Source organism: Blautia sp. HCP3S3_B11, assembly GCF_052064435.1.
Classification (GTDB): Bacteria; Bacillota; Clostridia; order Lachnospirales; family Lachnospiraceae; genus Blautia_A.
Window position 1 is genome coordinate 14,361 of the sequence record NZ_JBQHVP010000024.1, and the last position, 20,597, is coordinate 34,957.

Consider the following 20,597-nt stretch of genomic DNA (forward strand, 5'->3'; position numbering starts at 1 on the left):
CGAGTATGAAATCCAGACAGTTAATAAAGTCTCTATATTTTTTATTCCATTATTTGATATTATACCCCTGACTGTTCCAGAAACTTGTTGGATTCGGGTTATTTAATATAGAATCACCAACGCTCTTACTTGCATAACTTTGTCTTCCATCTCTTACTTCAACATGTGTATGAGCTCCTGAACTATATGATATTCCTCTCCATGCCTCTGTTGCAATCTGCTGACCTCTGGAAATAGTCTGTCCGACCTTCAGAGAAAGTGGTGCTGAATGAAGATAAATAATAGTTTTATTACTTGCCGCATTATAAATCGCTATTGTTGATAACCCTCTTCCTCCATTATATCCATACGCAACTCTTACTACTACGCCATCAGTCAATGAATATACTGGTTTTCCAATTCCATATTTTATGTCAATTCCTTCATGGCGGCCACTTGTTGTCCTGTATCCATCAAATCCACAAGAGATATATGCCGCATTGGATTTATACAATCCATAACTCAAGTTTACTTTTGTATTATTATTATTCTGAGTTGTAGATACGGATGTCAGTTTCCACTTCTGTGCGTTTGTACGGTTTCCGGTATATACCCATACATTATTTCCATTTTTTACCTGTCCATTTTGCACATCAAGATAGCATCCATTTGCATTAATAATATAATAGTATCCGTTTCCAGCATCAACAAAGCGCCATTTCTGCGCATTTGTATTGTTCTGCTCCCAAATCTGGACATTTGTTCCACTTGCACTTCCACCGCCGTTTACGTCCAATGATTTGCCGGAATTAACATCTTTTATTCTGTAATATCCATTTCCCAGACTTATAACATTCCATTTTTCATTATTGGTATTATGATAAGGATAGATCTCAACATTACCGCCATTAAATGTCGCATAGTTATTTACGTCCAGAACATAATTCGTATTTAATGCTGTTGCAATTTTATATGTTCCGTTTGCAATATTTGCACTACCGTTTCCACTATTTGTGTTTTTAATATAAGAATTGGCATTTGCATTCGTAACAAAACCATATTTATATCCATTTGATACAGGATATTTCACCTGTGTATAATCTCCATACGTTCCCAGAATCGTAACCTTATCTCCTCTTGAAATATATCCGTATGAATATCCATATGGTCTGCGGTATGTCGTTACCTGTGCACTTGCAGTATATGTATTGCCTGATGTTCCTGTCAGAATCGCATTTGTTGGAATATATCCTGTCTTTGATCTTGATCTGGATATCGGATAAGAAACTCTGCAATAACGATCTGTAACACTCAATACTGTGATCTCATCCGAACCATAAATCGTTCCGTAACGCCAAGTTAATCCAGAGTTACTATATACGGTTGTATTGGCATTGCGAATCAGATAACATTTTCTCGTATATGCAGCATATGTTGGTATATTTAATACCATAGATACCATTAGAAACGCACAAACAACTGCTATTACACTTTTTAATCTTTTCTTTAAATACTTCATTCTAAACTTTCTCTCCTTCCCATAATAAAACTTTTTTCGTTCTTTTTCAGTTCTTAATTTTCTTTCTCATCCCCCTTCCATCTTAAATGCAGTCAGATTATTAGGTATTTCTTTCAAAATATAGTTTAATATTCCTTGCATTTTTATAATGTATCTGATTTATATAAATTTATATTATCATTTTTTATTTTTTCTCACAATATGGGGCATTTTTTGTGGACAAAATTTTACGTATAGCTGTTACACTATAAGATTTTGCTAATGACTAAAACTACAAAAAGTGATATTATGATTTTATAAAACCGAAAGGACGTTTCAGTTATGTCAACATTTTCAGAGATTTTGAATAATCTCAAAGAAGAAAAAAATATAAAAGTCCAGCCACTTGCCCGCTATTGTGAAGTGGAACGCTCAACTATATATAAATTTATGAACGGAAAAAGACTTCCGGGAAGTATTGACATTGTAAAAAAAATCGCACAATTCATGCAGCTTACCCCTTCCGAATCTGAGCTTCTTGTGAATGCCTGGAAAGAATCTCAGATGGGTAAGCAATATCATTCCCGGAAAAGTGTAGAGGACTTTATATGTCATTTTCCTTCCAGATCAGATAAACCTTTACCGCCTATAGCTCCGTTACCTTCATCATCCCAGGTGTCTGATAATACATTTGTTGTGCTCTCATCTCAACAATATATTGACAGTTATGTCCATCAGATGATTTTGTCAGAAGCAGGAAAGCCAAATGGCAAAATAGGTATGTTTCTTCAGCCAGATTATCCATTCCCGTTCCGACTTCTCGCCAGCCTTAATCCCACTGGCAATTTAGTTATTGAACATATCTTGTCTTTAAATAACAATCCACAAAAGCAATTATGTAATCTGCAATATTTAAAAGAAATATTTCCAATTTATACTAATGGACTTGATTACGAGACTTGGTATTTCTACAACAATACCCAGCATAATTTTTACTGTCTTTCAATCATGCCATACCTGATTCTTACTTCTGATTCCGCAGTCATGTGTACTGCTGATTACCAGACTGGTTTGTATTATCGGGATCAGGAAACTGTCCGCACTCTTTGGAAAATATTTGAGAAAAACCGTAGCCAGTGTCAGCCACTTTTTAAACCAATACCGATATCCCCTGAAAATTATCTGTCCGTTTTTCAGCATATTGATGATGCCAAAGATGATCCTGACAAAAAAATCATCGGACTTCAGCCTGAAGCTTGCATGACACCTTTTATCACTGGAAAACTATTGGAAGATGTATTTAACCATGATCTTCCTCAGGCAGATATTATGCTTTCTATGATTGAAAAGATATTTTTAACCAACAAAAGGCGAGTAAAATCTGGTAAATTTTTAATTTATTTTACAGAAGCAGGTATGAAGCACTTCGCCGAAACTGGGTTAATTGAAGAATTTCCCGATGCTTTTTATCATTCTTTTACACCCAAACAACGATTGCCACTTTTAGAAGAAATTAAAGCCTGCTGTCAGAAAGATTATTATCGTATTTTAAAAGGTCCACTTCAATACCTTCCGGCAAATTTACATTTGTGTGTAAGAGACTCAGATTGTGAATTAACTTATCACACAAGTAATGGAAAAACTATTTTCCTTATCGTTTGCGAGTCTCAGTTTTTTCAGATGTTCAAAGATTATCTGGAGCAGATGGATAAGGAAAGTTACTACTCCCCAGAAGAGGCCAGTACATTAATTCAAAATATAATCAACACTCTTCTCTGAATAATCAAGTAAATATTCGTAATACACTTTCGCTACGTAGTTCTCCAATAAATAACTACGCAGATTACTCAAAATACAAGACGTCACATCCTCATACTGTTTTTTATAATTATACCTCTTACTATTCTTAAACTTGATTGCATAAATAAAGAAAAGAGATTCTATCAGTCATTTAACATTTAAATCTGATAGAATCTCTTTTCTTTATATTAATATTTTAGTTTTCTATTTTTAACAATTCTATGCTCTCATCCATTCTGGTACAATAATAGTCACACATTTCTTTCATATTAGAAATATGTTCTTCATTACTGACGTCATAAACGCCAATCACCTTAAATCCAGCTTTCTTAGCAGTTTCAGCTGCATGAAACGCATCTTCAAATGCTACTATATTTTCAGGTTTTGCCTGCAGAGTCTCTGCTGCCTTCAGATAGATTTCAGGCTCATCTTTTCCGGCTCCTACTTCTGTACAAGTATAAATCCACTCAAAATATTTCAGAATTCCATTTCTATCCAGCGCAGCTTCCACAAGCTCTTTGTTTCCTGAAGTAGCAACCACCATTCTTATCTGTTGTTTACTCATCCACTCCAGTGTTTCCTTCACACCAAGCTTTAAAGGTGCTTCAAAGCGATAAAAATCACTTACTATTTTCAGAACTTCTTTTACGATCTGCGGTACATTTTTCTCAAGTCGGTATTCTTCCTTCAGATAAACAGCTCCCTGCTCCAGACTCATTGTATGTAACACATCTCCAAGCCCGTCTTTCGCCATAATTCCCAGACTTATAAGATATCGTTCTCCAATATTCTCCCATACAGGCATGGAATCCAACAACGTTCCATCTACATCAAAAATCGCACCCTGAATATTATGAGCAATATTATTCTCTATGGCATTTACAGTACCAGTCATATGATTTTTATTTTCCATTACTGCTAACCATCTGCATCGAACGCTGCTTCAGATCTTTCGCAGCTTCTGTGATATTCTCCTGCGCGAAAATCGCACTGATCACTGCAATCCCATCTGCACCATATCCGGAAAGTTCGTCCACATTGTCCTTAGTGATACCGCCAATCGCTACTACCGGAATTTTAACCGCCTGGCAAATATCTCTCAATGTTTCATGTGAAACACCAGTTGCATCTGTCTTAGTACTGGTAGTAAAGACAGCTCCCACACCCAGATAATCAGCTCCATGCTTCTCTGCAAGAAGAGCCTGTTCAACCGTCTTAGCAGATACACCAATAATCTTATCTGCGCCCAGTCTCTTACGTACATCTCCGGCTTCCATATCGCTCTGCCCCACATGGACACCATCTGCATCGATTGCCTTCGCAATTTCTACATTATCATTAATAATAAACGGAACTTTATACTTTCTGCATAACTCCTTAATCTCTCTGGCCTCTTTCATAAAGAGTTCTTTATCCAGATTCTTCTCTCGCAGCTGCAGAAAAGTTACCCCGCCCTGCAAAGCTTTCTCAACCTGTTGATAAAGAGATTCACCGTTAAGCCAATGCCTGTCTGTAATCGCATACAGAACCATGTCCTCTTTTCTGCAATTCACAATATCAGTCCTCCATCATATGGATTGCATCTGTCGTTTTCTTATACTGCTCTTCTACTTTTGCAAAAAGTTCTTCACAACCGTCGGTTTCTCCTCCTCTGAGCTTTTCTGTAATATTAAAGCTAACCTGATAGAGATTGTCAAATCCAAGGTTCTGGCATACACCTTTTAATGTGTGAGCAGCACGAAAAGCCTCCTCACCATTTCCCTGTGCCAGATTATCCTTCAGGCTCTGGAAACTTCCATCATCCAGAAATTTCTTCGCAAATTTTTTAATAAGTCCCTCACTTCTTAATCTTCCAAGAACGCCTTCGTAATCAGCACCCATCTGTTCATAACACTCTTTTACAGTCATATTTTTCTCCTCTTTATTTCTATTAACATCCTTCTTCAGAAAAGAATCTATACACTACTATCCCAAAATCACAAACGTATTTTTATCATTCCTATGTAATAAGATTTCTGAATTTCAAACCCGCGACTCTATAATCCGCCAGTTTCTGCAACAGCACTATTTTATCACACCATGTAGCCATTCTCAAGTATTCTTCCAAAAAAGCACTTCTTAATCTTTCACAAAAAAAGGGCTCAAAAATCGACATTTTACTCTGTAAAGCTTTAATAGCATAAAAAGGCACTTCCATATGTAATCATCTGTCACATAAAAAAGTGCCCATTTAATATTTTAAGTTTCCAATGAATTAATTATTCCTCTATTGTTCTATCTTTCGGATTAGTTTTATCTGAAGAATCCCTGACTCTGGAAATATTGGATAAATGGATTATCACTCTCATCTGAATCATCTGATTCCTGATCATCCTCGTTTCCGAAATCTTCCGTTGTATCTTCATCGGAATCGTCTTTAGAATCCTTTTTTTCTTTTTTCTTACTATCTTTACTGTCGCTGTCTTTTCCGGCATCAGTGTTTTCATCCAAAGTTACCTTAACAGTATCTTCTTTATAACTTGCACCGTCCGGAACCTGTACAGTCAGCTCTACTTCTTCACCTGGCTCATAATAGGAAAGATATTCAATGAGCTGGTTAATGCTGGAAACTGTTTTTCCATTAAACTCAGTGATAACGCTGTTTGATTTCAGCCCTGCTTTATCAGCAGCTCCGCCTTCTGTTACTTCTGATACAAATACACCTGCCGGAATTCCATACATCTGAACTGCCTCAGAGCTTACAGATGCTCCCTTAATTCCAAGTACGCCATGTTCAGAGTCATCCAGTTTATCTCTGGAAGTCTCATTCATCAGGTCCTGAAGAATATCTGTTACATCAGAAATTGCAATCGCATATCCCATACCTTCAACTTCTGTAGATGCAAGTTTTGCAGAGTTGATACCTACAACTTCGCCTTCCATATTTAAAAGAGCACCGCCACTGTTACCAGGGTTGATTGCTGCATCTGTCTGGATCAGATTTACACCGTCACTGCTGTCATCGCTGCCATCAGTTACTGTACTGTTTTCAGAATCCATTCTACGGTTCTTAGCACTTACAATACCAGTAGTAACAGACTGTCCATATCCAAGAGCATTACCAATCGCAATTACCTGCTCACCAACTTTAAGGTCATCGGAACTGCCGATCTTTGCAACAGAAATAGCATCCATTGTATCATCCTTAATATCATCCAGTGCTACAGATACAACCGCAAGGTCTCTCTCTTCATCAAAACCCTTTACAGATGCCTCTACAGCATTTCCATCTGCAAATGCAACAGACAATGTATCTGCATCCTCTACTACATGGTAGTTTGTAGCAATCAGAAGTTCATCATCATTCTTACCTACGATAATACCTGAACCACTGCCCTCTACTTCCTGTTCCTGCTGCTGTGGAGCATACCCATACATTCCGTAAATTCCATAATAGCTCTGTACTTCCTGAACTGATTTAGTTGTGATAGATACGATAGATGGAAGTACCTCTGCTGCGATATCAGATACATCCAGACTTCCTGTTGTCTTGCTGCTTGTATCTTTACTGTCATCTGCTTTAGAATCGCTCTCATCTGAATCTGCTTCTTTTTCAGATTTAGCAAATGTTAAAGTTGTCTCATTTTTATTTGATGCAGCCTCTACTGTTGTTGCTCCATCCCATCCTGCAAGTTTATTTACTCCCTCAAAGCTTCCTGCTGCAAGTCCTCCTGCAAGCACTGCACATAAGCTAAGTGTAAGACCTTTCTTAACGATCTTTCTGATTTTATCATTTCTATTGTCTTTATTCATCATAATAAAGTCCCTCCCTGAATCTATATCAAATCCATAAAACAATATGTATTTTTTTGTTTTACTTTTATTTCTCTCTGTTTCCTTTTGATGCTTCTAAGTATAGAAATCATTTGTGTTCTTTGTGTGGGAAAAATGTGTTTAATTTGTGACGATTTCATATGTTTCCGCTTTACTTCCGATACATCCTGGAAATTCTTTTTACATTATATCCCGGAATCTGTGCTTTCCAGTTTCCCACCTGACTGCTTAATACCTTTTCCGTATACTTCAGTGAATTGGAACTATCCATATTACTAAAGACATTAAATGCTGTTTTCTTCTTACCGTTGGCATCTTTTAATCCCATTGCCAGACCCTGAGCTACTTCATGAGCCTCATCTTTATAGCTTCTTACAATAAATGCATCAATTATCGGATTGCAAGCCGCCTTATAATATGCCAGCGCCAATGCTGCTGCCTGATTTGCCTGTCCACCTGTAGAAGAAAATCCCTGTTCAGAAAGAATCACTCTCGTATTGGAACCATATCTGCTCTTCACATAATTAGTCAGCGTGTCAATATTTCTCATTGTAATGAATGTTGTGGAATTGACATTGCTGGTAAACATAGATGCATTTGCCCCGGACCAGAACTGAGGATCTGAAAGCGGTTGATTATAAGCATGATACGCCAGATTCCAGTTAACATTCTTCTGCATCTCAGAAATTTTGGTTGCAAAATTATCTAAAGTTGATTTTGCGCTGTAGCAGACACTGAATGCATTTTTCTGGTTCCAGCAGTTATCAAGGCAGATAAATACTTTAGAACTTCCACGGCTGCTGCGAACTGCATTATACAGACAGCGGAATGCTTCACTGTACATGGAAATAAATTTAGAGAAGCTTACATTTCCTACATAATAATAACCACTTGCACTATTCACTTCATTTCCCAGAATCCAGTTACTTATATAGCAATTATTTCTGCCGAATTTCTCTCCCAGATATGCAAACATTGCCTCCATTGTCTGTCTTGTTGCAGCGTTGTCTGTATTCCATCCATAGTAAGCAGTCTCTGCATATGGGCTGTTTCCGGTTGTCAGACTCTGTGTACTTGCATTCTTGTCAATACTGATCTGTGCCGTCACCTGGATTCCTTTTGCATTACACTGCTGAACCAGATATTCATATCCATACAGCCCATTAAAATGGTATGTCTTTCCGTTATACTTATAGGTTTCTACCCCACTGTCTTCTCGCATCAGATCTGATATATACAGATTAAAAAATACGTTCTTGGACTTTGTATCAGTCACTTCGTTAAAATTCGTAGCCTGAATTCCTTTTTTTGTTTTTGGTACAAAATATGCTGCTGTATTTGAGCTAAGTTTCTCTGGATTGCTGACATAACTTTTGGAACTGATTACTGTATAAGCAGTCTTGGATTTCTTTACTCCCACTGCAAATTTACCCTGCGCATATTCCAGATGCCCGGAAATATCCAGTTTAAATGTAACTTTTCCATTTGACATCTCAGGTTTCTTAACCTTAGCTGCCGCTTTCTTCACCTTGCCGGAATTGGAATCTACATATAACAGATAATAATAATTATCCACACTTTTTACATAATTGGCAATATTGGCAGATGCAGTGATTGTCTTTGCTTTTGTTCCTTTCAGTGCAGTCAGTGACGCCGCCTTTACTGAAGGATTAACTTCCTTTATCCACTTTGCATATAAAGTAACCCCGCCCTTTGATCCTTTTTCAATCACATCTATTTTTTGTTTGTACTTACTGTCTGTATACCATCCCACAAAATGATATCCTGAACGTGCGGGCTTTTTTAGTTTTATTTCAGTCTCTCCAGTATACGTTTTGGGGTTAGACGTGCTGTTTTTTCCCTTATTAAGTTTATATGTAATTTTATACTCTGCTGCTTTTTCCCAGATTGCATATAATGTTATGGTTGTTCCGGTTGTCGTTTCAGGTGTTACCATTCCTTCTGCCTTCGACTCTTCTGTTTCTTCTGTCCATTCAGATTCTTCAGCTAATGATGCACTTTCCATTTTTTCTTCTTCAGCGGATAATATCTGTGCTGTATTTCCAGCACTTTCTACCGTTGGATTCAGACCTTCTGATTCCATTTCTCCCATTTTCTTATCTTGTACCGCTGAATCCGTATTTGCCGAATCTAAGTTTTGTATTGCCGGATTTTCACTTTTCAAAAGCTTGCTGATGGAATCTCCCGGTTTATAGGCTTCTCCGCTTCCATCTTCTTTTGTATTCCATTCTTTAAAAACATATCCGGCTTTTCCTTTTAATGCTTCAGGTGCTTTTGCATCATTAACGTCTGCATATGCTATCACATACGTTTTTTCGATTTTCCCTTCACTGTAAAGCTGTATTGTATATCCTTCAACTGCCTGCCCGGTATTTACTTCTTTTTCCTTTTCAGACTGTTCTGGCGTTTGTTCTTTTGTATCATTTAAAATAATATTTTTCGATCCATTCTCTCCGTCTGATATATCCTCCATTTTCTTCTTTTTTTCAGATTCTCCTGTATCAAATTCATATTTTTCGTTATTCTTATCACCTGTTCTATTTCCCAATTCACTTTCCGAATTATCTCCAAACACATCAGCTACCATTTCACTGCTTTCTGCCGAAAACTCTGATGCCCACAATATCTGCTGCGGTACACCAGATGGTATTATCATAGATGCTGCCAAACCTATTGCCATAAACTTTTTCCATTTTCTCATGCTTTCTTTTCCTCTCTTTACATGCCAAATATAAGAAGCCTATCGGATATTCACAATCCATTTTTGCTCCCCAGCCTTCTCAAACAACTACTTTATAATTTGTCAAGAGTCACCTGATTATTATAGCAATTCTATATCTAATAATTAGCTTTTTTTATAGTATAACATTTAAAAAATCTTCATACAATGAAAAAGAACTACTGGTAAAAAAATTATCAAGTAAAGTAAAAAAAACTGTCAAAATTAACTTTTTCGCCAAAAATCTTTGGAGAAATCAGTTAATCTTAACAGTCTTTTTTCGACTTTCATGCTATTGCCTAATCAACCGTTCCTATTTTGTTTAGCGGCCAGTAACGAACTGCTACTTCTGCCACTATCGCATCTTTCTCTACAAATGTATTCTGCCAGTATCTTGAGTCCATACTATGATTTCTGTTATCTCCCAACATGAAATAACAACCATCAGGAACCGTATACGGTCCAAAGCTTCCCTCTGGTGTTTCCGGGCAAAAGCTGTCATCTAATGGTTCTTCCGAATCATTGATGTAAACTTTTCCATCCACAATATTTACCGTTTCACCAGGCAGGCCAATTACTCTTTTTACAAAAAGCAGAGATGGATCATCCGGATATTTAAATATTACAATATCAAATCTCTCCGGATCCTTCGTCTTATATGCAAGGCGATTACCAAATACCCTGTCTCCTGTCATAATTGTCTGTTCCATAGATCCTGACGGCACTCTTGCATTGATATATACAAAGTGTCCTAACAGGAATGCTATAACAAAGACAAAGAGAATAATCTTTGCATAGTCCCATAAATCTTTCCAGACAGACTGACCTTTGTTCTCCTGCTCTGCCTGGCTTTTTTCTTCATTTTCCATCTTCCGTCGTACCTCCAAAATTCATGCTATTGCATCATTTATCGATAATATAACATTTATTATCTTTAAATATGTAATAGCTGTTTTGCAAACGATGCATTGGATATAGTTTATCACATCTGTTCCATATTCACCACTTAATTTTTTATAAAATTTGCCGTTCATGTTTCACGTGAAACATTATCTTTTTAAGGATTTTCTATCATAAAAAATGAGCGTATGTTTCACGTGAAACATACACTCATTTTTAGTCAAACGGATATTTTGTTAAATCTCCTGCTGATAATGTTCCAGGAAATCTCTGATTTTTCCTGCTGCTTCTTTTAAAACCTCTATTCTCGGTAAATAAACTACCCTGAAGTGATCCGGCTGCTGCCAGTTAAATCCACCACCATGTACAAGCAGGATTTTCTTCTCTTTTAACAGATCCAATGCAAATTTTTCATCATTTACAATATTGAATTTCTTTGTATCAATCTTAGGGAACATATAAAATGCTGCCTTGGGTTTAACAGCAGTAATTCCCGGAATATCTGTCAGCGCATTGTAAATATACTCCCTCTGCTCATAAATACGTCCACCTGGAACAATATAACTTTCTACACTCTGATGTCCTCCTAATGCAGTCTGAACAATGGACTGTGCCGGTACATTAGAACAAAGTCTCATATTTGAAAGCATCTTGATACCTTCTATATAATCTTTTGCAATTGCTTTATTACCGCTAAGAATCATCCATCCAATTCTAAATCCGGCAATCATATGTGATTTTGATAATCCACTAAAAGTAACACAGAATAAATCCGGAGCCATTGATGCAATAGAAATATGTTCTGCATCATCCATTACCAGGCGGTCATAAATTTCATCAGAGAAAATAATCAGATGATGTTCTCTGGCAATATCAACAATCTGCTGCAATACTTCTCTTGGATATAATGCACCTGTTGGATTATTTGGGTTGATAATAACAATTGCTTTCGTTCTGCTGGTAATCTTTCTTCTTATATCATCCATATCCGGATACCATTCTGCCTGCTCATCGCAGATGTAATGTACAGCTTTTCCTCCTGCCAGAGTAGCACATGCTGTCCATAACGGATAATCCGGAGACGGAATTAAAATCTCATCTCCATTGTCTAACAAAGCTGACATACTAAGATTTATTAACTCGCTGACTCCATTTCCTGTATAAATATCTTCGATTGATATATTAGGAAGTTTTTTCAGCTGAGCGTACTGCATGATTGCTTTTCTAGCAGAAAATAAACCTTTTGCCGGAGAATAACCTTCACATTCTGTCAGTTGCTGTCTCATATCATAGATAACTTCATCCGGTGTTCTGAATCCAAACGGTGCAGGATTTCCAATATTCAGTTTCAAAACCTGAGTTCCTGCATCTTCCATACGTGCAGCCTCCTCTACAACAGGACCTCTTACGTCATATAGTACATTGTTTAATTTTGATGATTTCTTAAATTCACGAACCTGTGCTTCCTCAACTGCCTCATTATTATTTTCTTTCATATTATTATTGTTATAATCAAATTTCATATTTTCCATCTGAAACTCTGCCTCGTTTGTCTCTTTCTTTAATGTTTCTACTGTTACATCATTTCCTTTTAACCAATCGGCATCTACCTGTAATGTATTTGCAAGAAAATGAAGAATTTCTGATCTTGGAGTTGTTTTTCCACTCAAATACTGGCTTACATGGCTCTTTCCAAGCTTTACACCCTGCTCAGCTGCCGTCTTAACCAGATCAATCTGCTTCATATTTTTCTGTTCCATTGCTATCTTCAATCGTTCAGCAAATTTATTATTCATATAAAATTACCTCCCAGCTTACTTCTCAACGCATAATATTGTTTATTTTACTATAATCAAACAAATAAAATCATCAGCTTTACTACTTACTTGATTCAATAAAGTCAAAGGATATTCGCAATCAAGGCAGGGGGACTTCCTTGATTTTGTCAAATTAGAAGTAATAATTTTCATATCTTTCCATATATTATATATAGAACCAAAATATATCTTCCCCCAGAAACTTTTATCACTCTTCGTAAAAACTATTATTATTTTAAAAATATGTCCAAATAAGTTCAACATAGTTCACTTTTTTATGTTGTGCAGCCATATGTTCTGTTCATTTTGGAACCCGCAAGATTACGCGGTTTTTACTTTGTCATTATACTATAATTGAACTAAAAATTCAACGATAACTTTCACATTTTTTTGTAATTCAATTGGCCCCTACTTTCAGTTCAATTTGTAGTTTAAGTTTATTTTGAACTATATTGAACATTTTATTAACATGTTTAAATATTAGTTCAATTAGTTCATTTTATTTATTGAACCAATATTTGAACTTATTCTGAACTTTTCTTCATGTTTTAGTTAATGGTTCACTCATGTTCAATTTTAAAGTTCAAGCATGGTTCAGCTTATTTTCCCATTTATTTCGCTATTTATTCAAAATACCCTTATTATCACGCTTAATACGGTTCAATTTTGCTAATTTTTATCTTATATCCTATATTTTTATTCTTATTTTAATGATTCCGAAGTGACTTTTTATATTCTTCATCCCAAAAGAATTCTACCTATAGGATTCTTCGCCTTCGATGAACCCCTGTAAGCAGCATTCGCTTTCTGCCGCAACGTGCTCCCACCTGATAGGACTTTTTGATGTGATTTTATGTAATAGTACAGCGAATATTAAGTAACTGCTATATTGACTTGTCTGATTTTTCATCTGCGACGTTGTCGTCAATCGCCGTAGCCACCGCTACGCCTCATTCCTCCGCCTTGCAGCTGAAGAAATCATTCTGCGTCAATATAGCAGAGACTTAATTTTCGCTGTACCAGGAAATTTATTGGGGATTTCTATTACATAAAATCACATTAAAAAAATCCCCTGCTCTGTATAAAACAATAAGCAAGGGATTTCTTTGATGTCAGTCACATAATAACTACACATCTCATATTTAATTTTTATTCGGTACTGTAAATTATTATGCTTATATCTTGTCAATCGGATATTCGCAATCCGCTTCCGCTACTTGCTCATAACCGAATAACTGCTTCGCAGTTTATCAGGAGGGGCTTGTACCCCTCCTGATACAAGCAAGTCCCCACCCACTGCTTATTGCTCTTCGCAATTGAAGCAGGGGACTTACTTGATTCGGTTAAATTCACTCAATCTCAGTGTTCAAAGTATATTGTAGCACTATTTATTGTACTGTAAATATTTCCTATCCTGTTTATAATCCTTTTAATACTCAGGTTTTACAATTTTACCTGCCACAGCACAAGCTGCTGCTGTTTTTGGAGATGCCAGATAAATTTCTACTTTTGATGTTCCCATACGGCCAAGGAAGTTTCTGTTATTTGTGGCTACTACGCGTTCTCCGTCTGTAAGAATTCCTCCTGTACGACCACAACATAATCCGCATCCAGGATGTGTGATAATAGCTCCTGCCTCTGCAAGTACATCCATAATTCCCATATCTATCGCCTGACGGTATATTTTGCGGCTTGCAGGCGTTACGATCAGTTTTACATATTTTGCTACCTTCTTGCCTTTTAAGACCTCTGCAGCGGCTTTAAGGTCCTCCAGACGACCGTTTGTGCAGGAACCAATGAATACCTGATCAATTTCCGTTCCTTCAAGGTCACTTACATCTCTGATCTTGTCTACCTGAGAAGGACATGCCATAACAGGCACAAAGTCTTCTGCGCGATATGTAATCGTCTTCATATATGTTGCATCTGTGTCTCCTGAAAGGCTTTTCTGGAAATCATTTAACTCTATCTCGCAATATTCTGCTGTCTTTTCATCCGGTGTAAATAATGCACATTTAGCACCTGCTTCAATTGCCATGTTAGCCATTGTCATACGGCTTGCAACTGTCATGTTTTTCACTGTACTGCCAGTAAACTCAAGCGCTCTGTAAGTTGCGCCATCAGCTCCCAGATCACCGATCAGACGCAGAATAATGTCTTTTGACATAACATTCTCCGGAAGTTCTCCGTCAATTACTACTTTGATGGTCTCCGGAACCTTGATCCACATCGTTCCTGTTCCCAGGATACTTGCCATTTCTGTATATCCGATACCTGAAGAAAATGCACCAACACAACCATAAGTAGTTGTATGGCTGTCTGTACCAAATACAATATTTCCTGGTTTTACATAGCCTGCTTCTGTCATTAACTGATGACAGATTCCGTCACTTCTGTGAACATTTTTCATGCCATATTTTTTTGCAAAAGCATCTCCTGCATGGAAATGCCTTGTATCATCTAACTGACTTGCAGGAACCAGATGATCATAGATAAGGACAACTTTATCTGGATCCCAGAGCTTCGTAAAGCCCATTTCCTCGAACTTTTCCGCTACGAATGGAATAAATATGTCATGAATCATAACTCTGTCTACATTGACCGTTACGATGTCTCCTGGCTTTACTGTTTTTCCAACATTATTTCTTATGATTTTCTCAATAACTGTCTCGCCCATTTACTTCTCCTTTCTCATTAATCCAGTCCGTTTAATTTACGCATGGCTTTTACAAGTCCGCCTGCCTGGATAATACTCATCAGATTCTCCGGAAGAGAAGCGATTGGATACTGTTTTCCGTTATAATCTACGTGTTCATTCATTACTACAGTTACTTCATCGCCTTCTTTGATATCATCATGAATATCTGGCTGCTCAATTAATAAAAGACCATTGTTAATGGAATTTCTGAAGAAAATTCGTGCAAAGGACTTCGCAATTACGCACTGAATTCCCAGTGCTTTGATAATTTCCGGTGCCTGTTCTCTGGAAGATCCGCATCCAAAGTTCTTTCCGGCAACAATAATGTCACCTTTCTGAATCTGACCTGCCAGTTCCGGACGCAGAGGACTGAATCCATACTGTTTCATATCGTCAATTGTTTTCAGTGCCAGATACTCTGTAGGAATAATGATATCTGTATCAATATCATCATCCAGTACCCATACCTTTCCTGTAAATTTTTCCATAATCTTACCTCTTTATTTCTATCTGCATATTTATGATATCAGGGGCAAAAGACCTTTTGTCCCTAAAATCATATTTATTATAAGTTTCACGTGAAACATTTTATACTTCACTTGCTAACGCAATCTTTCCGGCAATAGCAGATGCTGTAACAGTTGCAGCTGAACCCAGATATACTTTTGAACTTGGATGTCCTGCACGTCCTTTGAAATTACGTGTTCCTGTACTGATCAGGACTTCATTTTCGCCGATAACACCCTGGCAGCTTCCCCAGCATACACTGCAGTTCGGGTTCATAACAATGGCTCCAGCGTCCATAAACACATCCAGAAGGCCTTCTTTTAATGCCTGACGGTAAATAGTCTGGCTTGCAGGCACAACGAGGAATCTGACGCCCTCAGCCACCTTCTTGCCTTTGATGATTTCTGCCCCGACACGAAGATCTTCAATACGTCCATTGTTACAGGAGCCAAGGAAAGCTTCATTAATTTCAATTCCACATGTTTCTTCTGCCGGAACTACATTATCTACAAAGTCCGGTTTGGCAACTACAGGACGAACTTTTGATAAATCAAATGTATATTCTCTTGCGTAAACGGCATCCGGATCACTGTGATAGATAGCTTTTGGCTCACGTCCATGTTCTTTCAGATACTCAATCGCTTTCTCATCTGCTTCGAAAATACCAGTCTTAGCTCCGGCTTCTACTGCCATGTTGCAAAGCGCCATACGATCACTGATGCTGAGTGTTTTTGCGCCTTCCCCTGTAAACTCCATAGCCTGATAATTACATCCATTTGCTCCGATTTCACCGATAATAGTGAGGATTAAATCTCTCGCATAAACTCCTTCCGGAAGTTTTCCGATAAGATTGAATTTTACACTTTCAGGTACCAGAACCCATGATGTTCCTGTAACCATACCATACAGGAAATCTGTGCAGCCTACACCTGTTCCGAATGCTCCCAGCGCTCCATAAGAGCAGGTATGACTGTCTGCACCAAAGATCAGTTCACCTGGACGAACATAGTTCTCGATCATAACCTGATGGCAAACTCCCTTTCCTTCCCAGAAGTCAATATTATTTTCTTTCGCAAAATCTCTCATTTTCTTCTGAGAAGCAGCCGTTTTCGGGCTGTCTGAAGGTACATTATGGTCCACGACAAACACAAGTTTGCCTGGATCTGCAATATGCGGATTTTTTAATTTATTGCGGTACATATCAACGGTAAGATGTGTTGTTCCATCATTACTCATTAGACGGTCAAGTTTAACTGTATGGATATCTCCCGGTTTTACGCTGTCAACACCGGCTGCCGCAGCAATAATCTTTTCTGCAATTGTCATTCCCATCTTATTTTTCCTCCTTATTCAGAGATGCGATCAGGCCGCCCTGATTTAAGATATTCTGCATATACTCCGGAAGTTTTGTGCAAGAATAAGTTTTTCCATTTGCTTCAACCGTTCCCTCTGACATATGAAGAATCATCTGATCACCTGTTTTCACTTCGTCCGGAAGATCTTTACAAACAATTACCGGCAAACCAATATTGATTGAATTTCTGTAAAAAATTCGTGCAAAAGATTTCGCTACAACTGCCTGTACTCCCAATGCTTTTAATACACCAGGCGCCTGCTCTCTGGATGAACCACATCCAAAGTTCTCTCCACCTACTACAAAATCACCAGATTTTACTTTCTTTGAGAAATCCGGATCCAATGATTCAAAAGCATGTCCTTTCATCTCATCCAGATTCGGAAGTAGCAGATACTGTGATGCTATGATCTGGTCTGTATCCAGATCATTATGAAATTTGAAAATTGTCCCTGTTTCCATAAAAATCATTTTCCTTTCTGTATCATTTATCTTTATGATTTGTCTTTATCATTTATCTCGCTTTAGCGATTTATTCAGATAAACTCTTTTCCTATTTTAGCACAAAAGACTAATGATTGAAAACGTCTTTTACAAAAATGGCCTTTGCATTTTTTTCTGCAAAGACCATAATAATTTTACTTCTATCAATTTTATCAAATCACATGTTTGTCACAATTTCTGTAATCAACTCTTTAAATGACTTCGCTACGCGATCTGCTGTTTCCTGAACTTCTTTGTGATTGAGTTCTTCTTTGGAAATTCCTGCTGCATCTCCACCCCATTTCTGTGCCAGTCTTACTTCTGCCGGAGTTTCATAGTTCGGGCCTGTAAACTGAACGTATACACCCTCCTGAAGCTTAACGCCACATTTATCTGCGCATTTTCTGATCACATCCTGTAAACGAAGGCTGTATACTTCGCTCATATCCGGAAATCTTGCACCAAGTTCATCGATATTCTCCCCAATCAGCGGACTAGGTACTCCTGTTGTAATGTGATCTGTAATCATCATAAAGTCTCCAGGCTTATATTCCGGGTTTGCGCCGCCTGCTGCGTTTGTCAAAATGAGTTTCTTTGCTCCCATCATTCCCATCAGTCTTGTTGGAAGTACAACATCTGTCATTGGATATCCTTCATAATAATGAACTCTTCCCTGCATGATTACTACCGGAACACTCCCAACATATCCAAATACAAATCTGCCTTTGTGCCCTGCTACTGTTGAAGTCGGGAAGCCCTCGATATCTGTATAATCAACAGTAGCCTCTATCTTGATCTCGTCTGCAAAGTCACCAAGTCCTGATCCCAGGATCAGTGCTACTTCCGGTTTAAAATCTGTTTTCTTGCGTACACTTGCAAGGCAAGTTTCCAATTTCTCATATAATTTACTCATTTACTGCTAAATCTCCTTTATTACTTCTTTCTTTTTCTGTTATGATTGACACTTGCTAATAAAAAGATTAGCGTATAACGCCCTCAGCCGAAACATGTGTCATGTGAAACAATCTCTGCATCATTTTACAGCTTCAGAAACTATCCATATTATCATTGACAATCTGTCTAAGTCCCTCATATTGCTCCTGAGTAATCAATATCTGATTTCCTTTTTTAATGATCAGTCCATCACCAGCAAATTTCTTTACTCCTCTGCTGACACTTTTCAGGCAAAGTCCTGTCTCATCAGCAATATTTTGTCGGCTTTCGTTGATGCAAAGCTGTCCATTTTTGTTGAATTTCTCAAACCATTCTACCAAAAGAAGCGCCAGACGATCCGCTCCCTGAAGGAAAAGATACAGTCTGTTTCTCCTACTCTCTTCCAGCAGAGATTCACATGTAATCTTTGATTCCAGTCGAAAAATATCTATATCTGCATAGATCCATTTTTCATATTTAGCTCTTGGCAATTTCACAACTATACATTTCGTCTCTGTTTCCCAGGTAGTCTGATAATTTTCAAGTTCCATGATTACTTCCATTCCACCCAGTGCAATCAGATCCTTCGGTTTCATAAAGTCATACGCAATTCCGGAAATTCGGTAATCTGTGGCTTTTGCTCTGCCCCTTCCAATAAAAAAATCGTATCTGCCGGTTCATTCTCTCTGATAAAAGTGGTCCCCGGCTCCAGTTCTTCGCTCTGAAGCAAGTCCATAACCCACAATGGTGCATTGCGGAAATAAAATTCAAATTGTTTTTGTCTTTCTCTATCCACTTCTTTCAGAAACGGCAATGCGTCATGTAAATATTTGTGCTTCATATGCATTCCTATACCTTCTGTATTTTTATAACTGTTATTTACATTAATTCATTTAAAATAGAATGTCCGATTGTTCCCTCCGGCATTTCTACGCCAAAGTTATCTGCTACGGAAGCTCCGATCACAGCGAATGTATCTTCGTCCTTAATCTCACCACCGTTTTTCATGCTCTTGGAGTAAGCAATAAATGGTACATGTTCTCTGGTATGATCTGTTCCTGTATAAGTCGGGTCATTTCCATGATCCGCTGTGATAATAAGCAGATCATTTTCTCTCATTTCCTCTAGCAGAACGCCCAGATTCTTATCAAATTTTTCAATTTCTTTCCCATATCCTTCTACATTTCTTCTGTGTCCCCATAATGCGTCGAAGTCTACGAGGTTAACAAAACACAATCCTTTGAAATCTTTTTTGCAGATTTCAATTGTCTGCTCCATTCCATGTACAGAACTGTCAGAATGATGTGTCTCTGTAATTCCCTCTCCGCAGAAAATATCGTTGATCTTTCCTACCCCGATCACGTCGAAGCCTTTATCCTTAAGCGCATTTAAAGCAGTAAGTCCTGTAGGTTTCAGGGCATAATCATGACGGTTGCTTGTACGTTTAAATTCGCCTTTTTTCTTTCCTACATATGGTCTTGCAATAACTCTTCCAACTCTCCATTCGTCCCTCAATGTAATCTCTCTGGCGATCTCGCAGCAGCGATACAGATTCTGAAGATCAAATGTTTCTTCATTTCCGCAGATCTGAAGTACAGAGTCTGCAGATGTGTAGACGATCATTGCGCCTGTTTCAATTTCCTCTTCTCCCAGTTCCTCGATAATCTCTGTTCCACTCGCACTTCTGTTTCCGATAACCTTTTTACCGCACTGTTTCTCCAGTTCAGCAATCAGTTCTGGTGGAAAACCTGTCTCTGTAAAAGTTTTGAATGGTTTCTCAGTCTTGATTCCCATCATTTCCCAGTGTCCGGTCATAGTGTCCTTACCATTGCTTGCTTCACTCAGACACATATAACGTCCGGCCGGGCTTTCCACGCCTGTCATATTTCCTGCCGAATGGAGATTCAGCATTCCTAATTTTGCAAGATTTGGAATTTCAAGAGAACCCATTTTCTCAAGAATATGTCCAAAAGTATCTACCCCCGTGTCACCAAAATTTGCTGAATCCGGCATTGCCCCGATTCCCAGAGAATCAAGTACAATTACAAAAATTCTTTCATAATTTTTCATGTTTT

At 37.8% G+C, this 20,597-nt stretch carries 17 protein-coding genes; 1 reads left to right on the top strand and 16 read right to left on the bottom strand.

Annotated elements, in window-relative coordinates; translation table 11 throughout:
• Nucleotides 1–49: 49 nt before the first annotated feature.
• Complete coding sequence (locus tag ACTNC0_RS16030) at nt 50–1,498, bottom strand: RICIN domain-containing protein (RefSeq protein ID WP_441088165.1); 1,449 nt, start codon at nt 1,496–1,498, stop codon at nt 50–52.
• Between the two features lie 321 nt (nt 1,499–1,819).
• Between ACTNC0_RS16030 and ACTNC0_RS16035 the strand changes: the two genes are divergently transcribed.
• Nucleotides 1,820–3,256, top strand: coding sequence for a helix-turn-helix domain-containing protein (locus tag ACTNC0_RS16035; RefSeq protein ID WP_441088166.1), 1,437 nt, complete (start codon nt 1,820–1,822; stop codon nt 3,254–3,256).
• 217 nt (nt 3,257–3,473) lie between these two features.
• Here the strand turns inward: ACTNC0_RS16035 and ACTNC0_RS16040 are convergent, their stop codons facing one another.
• The 15 genes from ACTNC0_RS16040 to ACTNC0_RS16110 all read right to left on the bottom strand — a co-directional run bounded on the left by ACTNC0_RS16040 (nt 3,474) and on the right by ACTNC0_RS16110 (nt 20,592).
• Nucleotides 3,474–4,190 (bottom strand): HAD family hydrolase, encoded by a 717-nt coding sequence (locus tag ACTNC0_RS16040; protein WP_441088167.1) that lies wholly within the window; start codon nt 4,188–4,190, stop codon nt 3,474–3,476.
• The gene (gene thiE, locus ACTNC0_RS16045) at nt 4,180–4,830 is read right to left on the bottom strand and encodes a thiamine phosphate synthase (RefSeq protein WP_441088168.1); all 651 of its coding nucleotides are present in this window, start codon (nt 4,828–4,830) and stop codon (nt 4,180–4,182) included. The genes ACTNC0_RS16040 and thiE overlap by 11 nt, the downstream gene beginning before the upstream one ends.
• A gap of 4 nt (nt 4,831–4,834) precedes the next feature.
• The gene (locus ACTNC0_RS16050) at nt 4,835–5,185 is read right to left on the bottom strand and encodes an Hpt domain-containing protein (protein ID WP_441088169.1); all 351 of its coding nucleotides are present in this window, start codon (nt 5,183–5,185) and stop codon (nt 4,835–4,837) included.
• A 384-nt stretch (nt 5,186–5,569) separates the two neighbouring features.
• Nucleotides 5,570–7,072: a S1C family serine protease gene (locus ACTNC0_RS16055; RefSeq protein ID WP_441088170.1), complete on the bottom strand. Its 1,503-nt coding sequence runs from the start codon at nt 7,070–7,072 to the stop codon at nt 5,570–5,572.
• A gap of 169 nt (nt 7,073–7,241) precedes the next feature.
• Nucleotides 7,242–9,812: a DUF5722 domain-containing protein gene (locus ACTNC0_RS16060; RefSeq protein WP_441088171.1), complete on the bottom strand. Its 2,571-nt coding sequence runs from the start codon at nt 9,810–9,812 to the stop codon at nt 7,242–7,244.
• A 317-nt stretch (nt 9,813–10,129) separates the two neighbouring features.
• Complete coding sequence (lepB, locus tag ACTNC0_RS16065; protein WP_441088172.1) at nt 10,130–10,699, bottom strand: signal peptidase I; 570 nt, start codon at nt 10,697–10,699, stop codon at nt 10,130–10,132.
• Nucleotides 10,700–10,966: 267 nt separating this feature from the next.
• Nucleotides 10,967–12,526: an aminotransferase class I/II-fold pyridoxal phosphate-dependent enzyme gene (locus tag ACTNC0_RS16070; RefSeq protein WP_441088173.1), complete on the bottom strand. Its 1,560-nt coding sequence runs from the start codon at nt 12,524–12,526 to the stop codon at nt 10,967–10,969.
• 1,450 nt (nt 12,527–13,976) lie between these two features.
• Complete coding sequence (locus ACTNC0_RS16075; protein WP_441088174.1) at nt 13,977–15,224, bottom strand: 3-isopropylmalate dehydratase large subunit; 1,248 nt, start codon at nt 15,222–15,224, stop codon at nt 13,977–13,979.
• Between the two features lie 17 nt (nt 15,225–15,241).
• Nucleotides 15,242–15,733, bottom strand: a complete 492-nt coding sequence (locus ACTNC0_RS16080) for a LeuD/DmdB family oxidoreductase small subunit (RefSeq protein WP_117676597.1) — start codon at nt 15,731–15,733, stop codon at nt 15,242–15,244.
• A gap of 100 nt (nt 15,734–15,833) precedes the next feature.
• Nucleotides 15,834–17,084: a 3-isopropylmalate dehydratase large subunit gene (locus ACTNC0_RS16085; RefSeq protein ID WP_441088175.1), complete on the bottom strand. Its 1,251-nt coding sequence runs from the start codon at nt 17,082–17,084 to the stop codon at nt 15,834–15,836.
• Between the two features lies 1 nt (nt 17,085).
• Nucleotides 17,086–17,568 carry a LeuD/DmdB family oxidoreductase small subunit gene (locus ACTNC0_RS16090; protein WP_117676595.1) on the bottom strand — a complete coding sequence of 161 codons (483 nt, stop codon included), beginning with the start codon at nt 17,566–17,568 and terminating at the stop codon, nt 17,086–17,088.
• A 199-nt stretch (nt 17,569–17,767) separates the two neighbouring features.
• Nucleotides 17,768–18,502 carry a purine-nucleoside phosphorylase gene (locus ACTNC0_RS16095; RefSeq protein WP_441088176.1) on the bottom strand — a complete coding sequence of 245 codons (735 nt, stop codon included), beginning with the start codon at nt 18,500–18,502 and terminating at the stop codon, nt 17,768–17,770.
• Between the two features lie 133 nt (nt 18,503–18,635).
• Nucleotides 18,636–19,118, bottom strand: coding sequence for a Crp/Fnr family transcriptional regulator (locus ACTNC0_RS16100; RefSeq protein WP_441088177.1), 483 nt, complete (start codon nt 19,116–19,118; stop codon nt 18,636–18,638).
• Nucleotides 19,115–19,369: a hypothetical protein gene (locus ACTNC0_RS16105; protein ID WP_441088178.1), complete on the bottom strand. Its 255-nt coding sequence runs from the start codon at nt 19,367–19,369 to the stop codon at nt 19,115–19,117. Before ACTNC0_RS16105 ends, ACTNC0_RS16100 begins: the two co-directional genes overlap by 4 nt.
• Before the next feature lie 32 nt (nt 19,370–19,401).
• Nucleotides 19,402–20,592 carry a phosphopentomutase gene (locus ACTNC0_RS16110; RefSeq protein ID WP_441088179.1) on the bottom strand — a complete coding sequence of 397 codons (1,191 nt, stop codon included), beginning with the start codon at nt 20,590–20,592 and terminating at the stop codon, nt 19,402–19,404.
• Nucleotides 20,593–20,597 lie beyond the last annotated feature (5 nt).

Coding starts and splice junctions, on each gene's coding strand:
- ACTNC0_RS16105 (WP_441088178.1), bottom strand. CDS start 19,369: ATGCATATGAAGCACAAATATTTACATGACGCATTGCCGTTTCTGAAA.
- ACTNC0_RS16040 (WP_441088167.1), bottom strand. CDS start 4,190: ATGGAAAATAAAAATCATATGACTGGTACTGTAAATGCCATAGAGAAT.
- ACTNC0_RS16085 (WP_441088175.1), bottom strand. CDS start 17,084: ATGGGAATGACAATTGCAGAAAAGATTATTGCTGCGGCAGCCGGTGTT.
- ACTNC0_RS16055 (WP_441088170.1), bottom strand. CDS start 7,072: ATGATGAATAAAGACAATAGAAATGATAAAATCAGAAAGATCGTTAAG.
- ACTNC0_RS16060 (WP_441088171.1), bottom strand. CDS start 9,812: ATGAGAAAATGGAAAAAGTTTATGGCAATAGGTTTGGCAGCATCTATG.
- ACTNC0_RS16070 (WP_441088173.1), bottom strand. CDS start 12,526: ATGAATAATAAATTTGCTGAACGATTGAAGATAGCAATGGAACAGAAA.
- ACTNC0_RS16100 (WP_441088177.1), bottom strand. CDS start 19,118: ATGAAACCGAAGGATCTGATTGCACTGGGTGGAATGGAAGTAATCATG.
- ACTNC0_RS16050 (WP_441088169.1), bottom strand. CDS start 5,185: ATGACTGTAAAAGAGTGTTATGAACAGATGGGTGCTGATTACGAAGGC.
- ACTNC0_RS16110 (WP_441088179.1), bottom strand. CDS start 20,592: ATGAAAAATTATGAAAGAATTTTTGTAATTGTACTTGATTCTCTGGGA.
- ACTNC0_RS16080 (WP_117676597.1), bottom strand. CDS start 15,733: ATGGAAAAATTTACAGGAAAGGTATGGGTACTGGATGATGATATTGAT.
- ACTNC0_RS16035 (WP_441088166.1), top strand. CDS start 1,820: ATGTCAACATTTTCAGAGATTTTGAATAATCTCAAAGAAGAAAAAAAT.
- ACTNC0_RS16075 (WP_441088174.1), bottom strand. CDS start 15,224: ATGGGCGAGACAGTTATTGAGAAAATCATAAGAAATAATGTTGGAAAA.
- ACTNC0_RS16030 (WP_441088165.1), bottom strand. CDS start 1,498: ATGAAGTATTTAAAGAAAAGATTAAAAAGTGTAATAGCAGTTGTTTGT.
- ACTNC0_RS16095 (WP_441088176.1), bottom strand. CDS start 18,502: ATGAGTAAATTATATGAGAAATTGGAAACTTGCCTTGCAAGTGTACGC.
- lepB (WP_441088172.1), bottom strand. CDS start 10,699: ATGGAAAATGAAGAAAAAAGCCAGGCAGAGCAGGAGAACAAAGGTCAG.
- ACTNC0_RS16090 (WP_117676595.1), bottom strand. CDS start 17,568: ATGGAAACAGGGACAATTTTCAAATTTCATAATGATCTGGATACAGAC.